The 7,859-nt window shown below is 67.9% G+C and carries 10 protein-coding genes; 1 reads left to right on the plus strand and 9 read right to left on the minus strand.

The features are described 5' to 3' along the window. The 9 genes from ACYQ0U_RS22205 to ACYQ0U_RS22245 form a co-directional block, all read right to left on the minus strand. A partial coding sequence (locus ACYQ0U_RS22205; RefSeq protein WP_459976061.1) for a recombinase family protein occupies positions 1-1,621 on the minus strand: 1,621 nt, incomplete at its 3' end. Positions 1,622-1,630: 9 nt separating this feature from the next. Then, a complete protein-coding gene (locus tag ACYQ0U_RS22210) occupies positions 1,631-2,002 on the minus strand; it encodes a hypothetical protein (protein WP_459976062.1) in 372 nt (123 codons plus the stop codon). 184 nt (positions 2,003-2,186) lie between these two features. Next, entirely contained in the window at positions 2,187-2,996 is an 810-nt protein-coding gene (locus tag ACYQ0U_RS22215) for a replication-relaxation family protein (protein ID WP_459976063.1), read from the minus strand. A gap of 157 nt (positions 2,997-3,153) precedes the next feature. Continuing rightward, the gene (locus ACYQ0U_RS22220; RefSeq protein ID WP_459976064.1) at positions 3,154-5,364 is read right to left on the minus strand and encodes a type IV secretory system conjugative DNA transfer family protein; all 2,211 of its coding nucleotides are present in this window, start codon (positions 5,362-5,364) and stop codon (positions 3,154-3,156) included. Continuing rightward, complete coding sequence (locus tag ACYQ0U_RS22225) at positions 5,351-5,629, minus strand: hypothetical protein (protein ID WP_459976065.1); 279 nt, start codon at positions 5,627-5,629, stop codon at positions 5,351-5,353. The genes ACYQ0U_RS22220 and ACYQ0U_RS22225 overlap by 14 nt, the downstream gene beginning before the upstream one ends. Next, positions 5,626-5,829, minus strand: a complete 204-nt coding sequence (locus ACYQ0U_RS22230) for a hypothetical protein (RefSeq protein WP_459976066.1) — start codon at positions 5,827-5,829, stop codon at positions 5,626-5,628. Before ACYQ0U_RS22230 ends, ACYQ0U_RS22225 begins: the two co-directional genes overlap by 4 nt. Then, positions 5,822-6,421: an MT-A70 family methyltransferase gene (locus tag ACYQ0U_RS22235; protein WP_459976067.1), complete on the minus strand. Its 600-nt coding sequence runs from the start codon at positions 6,419-6,421 to the stop codon at positions 5,822-5,824. Before ACYQ0U_RS22235 ends, ACYQ0U_RS22230 begins: the two co-directional genes overlap by 8 nt. A 493-nt stretch (positions 6,422-6,914) precedes the next feature. Beyond that, complete coding sequence (locus ACYQ0U_RS22240; protein ID WP_459976068.1) at positions 6,915-7,181, minus strand: hypothetical protein; 267 nt, start codon at positions 7,179-7,181, stop codon at positions 6,915-6,917. Further along, on the minus strand, positions 7,178-7,480 hold the full coding sequence (locus ACYQ0U_RS22245; protein WP_459976069.1) for a hypothetical protein: 303 nt from the start codon (positions 7,478-7,480) through the stop codon (positions 7,178-7,180). Before ACYQ0U_RS22245 ends, ACYQ0U_RS22240 begins: the two co-directional genes overlap by 4 nt. A gap of 96 nt (positions 7,481-7,576) precedes the next feature. Between ACYQ0U_RS22245 and ACYQ0U_RS22250 the strand changes: the two genes are divergently transcribed. Further along, positions 7,577-7,859 (plus strand): hypothetical protein (locus tag ACYQ0U_RS22250; protein WP_459976070.1); only part of this gene is annotated, 283 nt, incomplete at its 3' end.

A 7,859-nucleotide genomic window follows, 5' to 3' on the forward strand; every position in this document is an offset into this window, starting at 1 on the left:
TTAAGCCGGCGAGGGTTCTTTCGTCCCCCTCCGACCACGAGGCGCCCTGTGCCGCCCCGTGCGCCGAGGCGGCCACAGCGGCCACGGGCGGCGAAAGTGGGCCGTCGGCCGCCACAGCGCCAGACGCAGGCCCGTCCGGTCGGCTGTCGACCGCGAAGGGCCCGAAGACTGTGGCGTTGAGGAGCCGCCGCGCCTCAGGCCCTGCAAATCGATAGAGCCGTTCGGCGTGACTGAGCAGAGAGATGACCTGCTCCAGGCGAGCGAACACCTGGTCGTTGGCGACCTGAGCGTTCTGCATCAGTCGCTTGGCGTCGGCGATCTCGCTGGCAACCCGAGTCTGACGCTCCTTCAACACCTCTACGGGTAGCGCATCGGCCATGTAGGCATCCAGCAGCTTCTGACGGTGCCGCTCAAGCTCGGCCAGACGGCGACGCTGGTCGGCAATGAGGCGGCTACCTGACTCAGCTGAGCGGTGCAGATCGTCGCGAGCACGTTCGCTGAATTCGGCGACCTGGTCCTCGGTGAACCTGACGGCGACCCAGGCCCTTTCGACGGCGTCCTCGACCTCGATGACCGACAGATATGGCAGGTCACAGTTGGTACGGCCAGTGTGCCGGCCCAGACAGTAGAAGTAGTCATACTCCTGCGTTCGTCCTTTGTCCGGTGCGAAGCTCAGACGCGAGCCACAGCGACCGCAGGTCAACGCTCCCTTGAGGTAGTGCGTGTGCCGCCAGGATCGGTCGCCGGCGATGCGCCGCGCAGCGAGGACCTCCTGGACCCGCTGCCACAGCACCTCGTCGACGAGTGGCGCGTGACCTCCCTGGTGCATGACGCCGTTGAACAGCACCACTCCCTTGTAATAGGGGTTGGTGAGCAAGCGGTGGAGCTGGCCGTCGTTGATCGGCTTGCCGACCAGTTTGCGGGTGGTGCGGCTCTTGAAGCCGCGTTCTTCCAGGGCGTCGCGGAGGGATCCGATCGACCACTCCCCCGTGGCGTATTCCTCAAACGCCCACCTCACGTGCTCGGCCCGCTCCGGATCAAGCCGCACCGTACGCACTTCGACGCCCTCCACGCGCTCGGTCACGTTGAGATAGCCCAACGGTGCGACGCCAGGCGTGCCGCCGCGGCGCGCCTTCTCAGCCATGCCCTTCTTTGCTTCGTGCGAGAGGTTCTTGGAGTAGTGCTCAGCGATTGCCGCCATGATGCCGTGCAGGAGGCTGCCGGATGGGCTGTCGTCGATCTGCTCGCTGGCGGACACGAGCGTGGTGCCTGCCAAGTGGAAGACCGTGGCGATCTCGGCGTCATCGATCCGGGAGCGAGCCAGCCGGTCAAGTTTATGGACGATGACGTAGGCGACGTCGCCCTCCCGAACTCGGTCGAGCATTGCCTGCAAACCGTCCCGGTCAGCGGAGCGAGCCGAGGCTCCGGCATCGACGAACTCGTCGACCACCTCGGCGCCGAGCTCCCGAGCCTTGCGGCGGCAGGCGTCGCGCTGGGCGGGGATGGAGTACCCCTCGGCTTCACCGTTCTTGGTGGCTTGCCGGGCGGTAGAGACGCGGAGGTAGATCAAGGCGTTGACGACTGCAGCCTCGGCAGTCGGGGTATCGATGGGCGGCGTCACGGCTACTCCTTACTCGCTCGCGGGCCTACTGCCGCGCCGACCGCCAGTGCTCTCAACGGCCGTCGCGTCGACGGCGCCTGCTACTGCTGGCTTGCCGAGGAATCCGGCGATGGCTGCGGACCGGGCTGCGGCCTCTCGTTCGATCTCTTGCCGGACTTGGTCGGCCCGCTCGATGAGGGCCGGGTCGGTCTGTGCGGCTGCGATCCGGTCCTGGATTGCCGCGCGGATCTCCTCGGTGACGTTGCGGTCGTTGAGCTGGGCGATGAAGCGCAGCTGCGCGTGCATGTCCTCGTCGATTCGCACCGCCAGCGTCTTCTGGCGCTGCTCGGTGTCCGGGATTGCTTCACGGGGCCCGGTGGTTCGTGGTGCTTGTTCGTTCATAGGCATATCTCCTTTCGTTTGGTTGATGTCAGCCGCCCGGAGCGCCCCGCTGGGGGCCTTGGCCGGAGCGGCTCGGCCTGGTCACAGTGACGCTCAGGTGGCCTGGGAAGTCCAGTCCGAAATGGGCCGGTGACCTGCGGAAACAGGGGTGGCGGGCGGCTGTTCGGGTGATGTAGAAACGTCGTCACCCTCGGCCTGTTGCCCGGGCCAGGTAGTCCTCGGGGCCGGCTACCCGAAAGACCCCGCCTGGGAGGCCGGACGTCGCCCGTACAGCCGCCTCGAGGGCCGTCCGGCGGGCTGGGTCGGGGCTGAGCCAGACCACGGCCGGAAACAGGCCGTGTGCGGCCTGGTAGGCGCCTGTCTCGGCATATGCGAGGTAGCGGCGGCACTTGGCCTGGATCCGGGGCAGGTGCTCGGTGCCGAGGTCGAGCTCGAGGAAGGTGTGATCCTCGTACTCGATCTCGGCCTCGTCGGTGATGCTGCTGATCACGTGCAGGTCGGGCTTGAGCCACCGGACCTCGCCTCCGGCGCCGAGGTAGGTGCGCCAGTTCTCCGGCTCGGTGCCGAGTTCTTCGACCACGAACCTCGGCAGATCGCGGCTGGCGACGAGTAGATCGACGGCGAGGTCATTGACGGCCAGCGTGTGGTTGACGAAGACCGAGCCGGGTTCGACGTAGCGCCGTCTGCGTGCATGTCCACGAACGCTGCGCACGAACCGTTCCCCGCTGCTGGCGAGTTGCCAGACGTAGCCGGCGGAGCCCTTCCTGGCCCCGCCGATTCGCCGAGCCAGCGCGGTGACCACCCCGAGGTCGTTCAGGCGCTGCATGGTTCGGGTCGCTGCCCGGGCCGCCGCCAGTTCGCTGGAACGGTCTGCGAAGTGCAGTTGCTGAACGTGCCGGGTGCTGAGCAGCCGGAACTTGTCGAGGTTGGCCAGGATGGCGCGGTCGCGCTCGTCGAGCCACTCGGCGATCGTTGCTGTGTGACTCCGGTTCATTGCTCGCCTCCCAGACCCCGCTGTGCGGGGTCAGTCCCATCCCATGGGCCGCCATATAGGCCGTGTGACCTGCGGAAACCGAGATGGTCCAGGGTCGCGACCGGTCGCTCGATCCGTCGGCTCGCTGACCTCTGAACACCAGAGCTGTCCAGCACTGTCACGTCGCATCTCCCTTGCGTTTCCGGCCTACTAGGTCGGTGCTCCGTTGTGTCGGGGTGACCGCAGCTGGCTGATCACCTGTGCTTGGCTCGTGGTTCGGCGTGCCATAGCGCTCGCGAGAGCTGCGCCTGATCTGGTCTCCCAGTCCGGTAGGCGCTGGCATGGGCTGGGTGTGTAGTGAGCACCAAGGCTGCTGGGCGCCGTCCGCCATGACGGTGGCGTAGGCCTCGAAGCGACCCAGGCTCATGAAGTCGACCGGTGACAGGTCGGGTGCCATCCGTGCGTAGGCCGCTGCCTCGGCGGGGTCGCCGGGCCGGAAGACGATTTTGTTCCTCGCGTTGGCGTCGACCGCGGCGAGCATGCTCGCCGGCATCTGGGCGCGGAACTGGTGTGCCATCGCCCAGGACACCCCCATTGACCTGCTCGCTGCCAGTGCCTGGTCGAGGGAGGTCGGCAGGTGCAGGAAGTTCTGCGCCTCGTCGATCCAGATCGAGGCTGGGTGCTTAGTGGCTGCGGTCTCGTTGGCTCGTTCTAGCGTGGCGGCCCACAGCTCGGCGACGATGAGCCCGCCGAGCAGCTGAGCGGTGGTCGGGCCGATGAGTCCGTCGCCCAGCGGCACCAGCAAGATCGCCGTCTCGCGGAAGGCGTCGCGCAGGCGGAACCTCGGTCGGGCCTGTCCCAGGATGCGTCTGACACTGGGCCGCATCAAGTACTGGCGCCACTTGTTGGCTGGTGCGGCGATCGCCGCAGCCTGGCCGGCAGGCGACTGTCCCTGATACCAGCTCCAGAACGCCGCGAGCGCGGGGTCATCCGTGACCACGCCGAGGACGCTGCGTCGAAAGGGCGCGTCGGTAAATAGCCGTGGGAGGTCGAGCAGTGTGAACGGCTCACCGCCGTCGGGAGCCCGGGACGCGCCGACTCTGGCGAGGGTCAGGAGCCCGGCGTGGGTGATGTCCTGGGTGCGCGGGCCCCAGCCGTCGGCGAAGACTGCCGCGAACACCGCCAACAAGCCGTCGACCACCACGTCGGGGTCGCGGTCACCCACATCGAGCGGGTTGAAGCCCGGTGCGCGGGGATCGCTCGGATCGAGGATGACGACGTCGCCGATCCGACGCTCCGGTACGGCCCGTTCCACCACGTCACGGACCAGTTGCCACTTCGGGTCGATGACCGCTACCGGCCGGCCTGCGTGGATGTCGGCGCAGATCAGGCGCAGCAGTACGGTGCTCTTGCCGGAGCCGGTCGGGCCGGTCGCGACCAGGTGGAACAAGCTTTCGGGCGACGCGATGCCGACTGGCACCGGATCCCCCGGCACCGCACTGACCCCAACGACCCGCCCGTGCGTATCGGTCATGCGCACCGCCCGCGGCACCGGCAGCAGCCGGGGATGCAGTGGAGGCAAACCGGGCAGTTCGTCGTCACCGAGCGGCCACGCCAGCAGAGCCACCAGCTCGCGAGCTGCCGGAGCTGCCTCCCAGCGCAGCGGCATGCCTACCCGGTCGAGGTTGGCCGCCCGGTCCCGACGCAGTCTCATGAACGTTCCGGGCGCCTTGGCAGTCGAGTACCCGCCGAGCAGGCCCACGAGGAGCCGGTGACGCCGCTCGGACGTCGAGGCCGTGACACCAAACCGGATGCAGGTCGCCATCCCGGCGAACTGCATCCTCGCTTCGTGCTGCCTGACGACGCTCGTTGGCGCCTCGCCGGTTCCGCCCAGCACCGTCCGCCACCACGGCCGACTGACGTCCGGCAGCCGGCCGCGCCGGTGCCCGCCGGATCGCCTGGGGCCGAGCAGCACCTGGACCACCAGTTCCTCCTCCGCGCTCAGCCGCTGATTCAGAGCTGAGAGCGCTGCCCGCGAGACGGCTTCGGCCCGGTCGGTCGCCAGTGACAGCGTCGGGGGACGGATCGTCAGTCGGGCGGCAGCCGTGACCGGTGGCCGGTCCTCCGGTGCCACTGTTTGCAGAGTGATGCCCGGGAGCAGGTCACGCAGTGTGCGAAGTAGCCACCGCAGATGCTCGGGCGATGCGCCGATCCAGTAGGTCACCCGGTTCCCGCCGACCGACGGGCATGCCCGGCTGCGGGCCTCGAAGACCACGGGCGTCTGCGTCGGATCGCTCGCCAGGCGGACCAGCAAGGACTCCAGCGCTTCCGGGTCGAGTGGACGCGGCGGATGCACCTGAGCGAAGACGAGGCCATCAGGCTGACTCATCGGGTGCCTCCTCGGGCCGGACCCCAGCGCGTGCTTCCTTCTCTTCCTGCGCGCGGGCGAGTTCCCGCTGGGCGGCCAGTAGTGCCCGGGACATCCGGTCCGCGTCGGGTTCCTCGAGCCGCGCCGAGGTCACCACGACACGTCGCGATCCGGCTTTCCGGAACTGGCGACGTCTGCGCTTGCGCGAGGGGCGCTCCTCGGGCCATGCGGCCTGCAGGGCCTCGTAGTAGTCCTGACTGCCGTCGGTGGGGATGCGCCGATTCACCACGACTGCCTCCGGCTCCACCACAGCCCGAGCCGCACCAGCGTCACGAGCACGAGCCCGATGGCGGCACCCGCTGCAAGCCACGGCCAGATCTGGCGGGCCAGCCAGACCGCCAGCGCCAGGGCGCCGACTGCGGTGAGTACGGCGAAGCTGACTGAGAGCAGCCAGCCCAGGGGATCGAACCGCTTTGCCTCAGGCACCGCCGGCCTCCCGGCGAATCCCGCCCCGGCGGTCGCTGGGCACCACGTATCCCGGAATCGAGACGTCAGAGTCGATCTGGTTGCCCCAAGCGTCCCAGCCCGCCTGGCGGCGCCGGGCGAACAGCTCCAGGTAAGGGCCCGGCGAGATTCGCTCGATGAGGGCGTACTGCTCCTCGGGCTTGTGCGAGTGATCCTGCACCGGAGCGTTGATCCAGGTCGGCTGCGACCGGAACTGCACCGGTGCTCGCCCCTTGGTCGCGAACAGCAGGTGCTCGGTGGCGTTGCGCAGGTAGACCCCGAGCCCGAGCCGGAACTTCACCCACGTCAGTGGGCTTCGCACCGTGAATCCCCACGCCTCGGCGATGTCGTAGCCGTGGCGAAGCGTGCCGTTGGTGACCCATAGCCACAGATGGGCGTCTTCCTCAGCCAGGTCGCCGACAGGCATGTCCGCGATCTGGCTGAGGCCCATCAGTGGGTAGTGCGTCTCCGCTCCGAGGCTGCCGCGCTGCAGTACCTCCCACGGCGGGTCCGCCAGGATCGTCCGATACCGCCGCTCGGCCGTACCGGACCCCTTGGTGACAGTTGATTCCATGCGTGCCTCCTTCCTCCCTGGGGCATGAAGTGGGCGCACGCCAACCACCGCGCTGCGAGAACGCAGGACGGAAGATGAATCGCGAAAGGCCGGGACTACAGATGCCCGGCGCTGCCCACCCAGGGCATGCCCCTACTTAAGAACGGAGCCCTGAACTCGTTCAATACCTGTCGGGTGCGACCCGACGACCGACTCGACACCAGAGAGTGCTCGCGCACCCGGTTACAGCGGCGTCAACAGCCCCCAACGGCACCTGAAGAATGTCGTTGTGGAATGGACAACGACTACCCGGCGAGGTTCCGCCAGGACTGACCGGCCGCGTCGTTCATAGCGCGGCGGGCGTGCCGCCACTCCCGCTCGACTCGCTGGTCAGCGATCGCCAGGTCGCGTCGCACACTTACCGTCTTCGCGTAGCGCCGGCGCTCGCGACGTGCGGCCCACAGACTCGATGCAACCGCGCCGAGTACGAGCAATCCGAGTCCGACTGGTTCCATCACCGACCACCGCCCTCGAACAGGCGCAGGCGCTCGCGCAACTCCGTGTCGCTTCCGGCCAGTGCGTCGGCGTACTCGCTGACGCCGCGACGCACCGCCGTCGTGTGAGCTGCGAACTCAGCCGCTACCGCCTCCCGGTCCTCGTTCGTCAGTTCGTGGGCGGCAGGATCGACGCATGCGCGACCGCGCAAACTGACGATGGCGAGCATGGCTGCCAGCAGCCCGCCGCTGATGGCTCCGCCGATGGCCGCCACAACCGCGCTCACAGCGGGAACTCCGAGCCGAAGCTCTTCTGGATCCGGCGCGCCTTGTCGACGAAGCCGACTTCGATGCGGGTGAGCACGGCGTCGAGCACAGGATCGCCGTTTGCCAGTGACTTGCGGTAGTTATCCAGGTCGACGGCACGCTCCATGATCCGACCCGTCAGGGCGGCCTCGGCATCGACCTTCAGACCAGCGAACTTGGTCTCGTTGACCAGCCGGTCAACAGCCTTCCTGTGGTTGCGCTCGTCCCGCGTCGGGACGAGGCGCGAACCGGGATTGGCCCAGCGCTCCAGTTCACTCATGAGGGCTTCCTCTCCGTCTGCCGTGACCCTGCGCCAGCGGCTATGTCCGATCCTCATTCAGCAGCGGCAGGCCCGTCATTGGCACAAAATTGGCGTATGGCAACTCTGGTCGACCCCGGCATGAACGCGCTCATCGCAGACCTGCGAACGTTCCGCAAGGGCGAGGGCCACCCGGATAGTGACCGCATGCACGGCCTCTTCGACCTCACCGAAGCACTCGGAGAAGGCATCAGCGAGCGTGCCTTCGAAGCGCTCGGCCGCTACTACCAGCAGCACGGCCGGAACCCCGAGACTGACATCGGGTCGTACTTCTACCTAGCCGGATGGGGCGTGGGTGGCCACAGCATCGACCAACGCAGACGAAAGTACCGCGACGCTT

The sequence above is a fragment of the Nocardioides pyridinolyticus genome, from assembly GCF_054653575.1.

What these genes read in the sequence shown, in the direction of transcription:
- ACYQ0U_RS22245 (WP_459976069.1), bottom strand. Translation starts at nt 7,480, where the DNA reads ATGAGTGAACTGGAGCGCTGGGCCAATCCCGGTTCGCGCCTCGTCCCG.
- ACYQ0U_RS22210 (WP_459976062.1), bottom strand. Translation starts at nt 2,002, where the DNA reads ATGAACGAACAAGCACCACGAACCACCGGGCCCCGTGAAGCAATCCCG.
- ACYQ0U_RS22215 (WP_459976063.1), bottom strand. Translation starts at nt 2,996, where the DNA reads ATGAACCGGAGTCACACAGCAACGATCGCCGAGTGGCTCGACGAGCGC.
- ACYQ0U_RS22235 (WP_459976067.1), bottom strand. Translation starts at nt 6,421, where the DNA reads ATGGAATCAACTGTCACCAAGGGGTCCGGTACGGCCGAGCGGCGGTAT.
- ACYQ0U_RS22220 (WP_459976064.1), bottom strand. Translation starts at nt 5,364, where the DNA reads ATGAGTCAGCCTGATGGCCTCGTCTTCGCTCAGGTGCATCCGCCGCGT.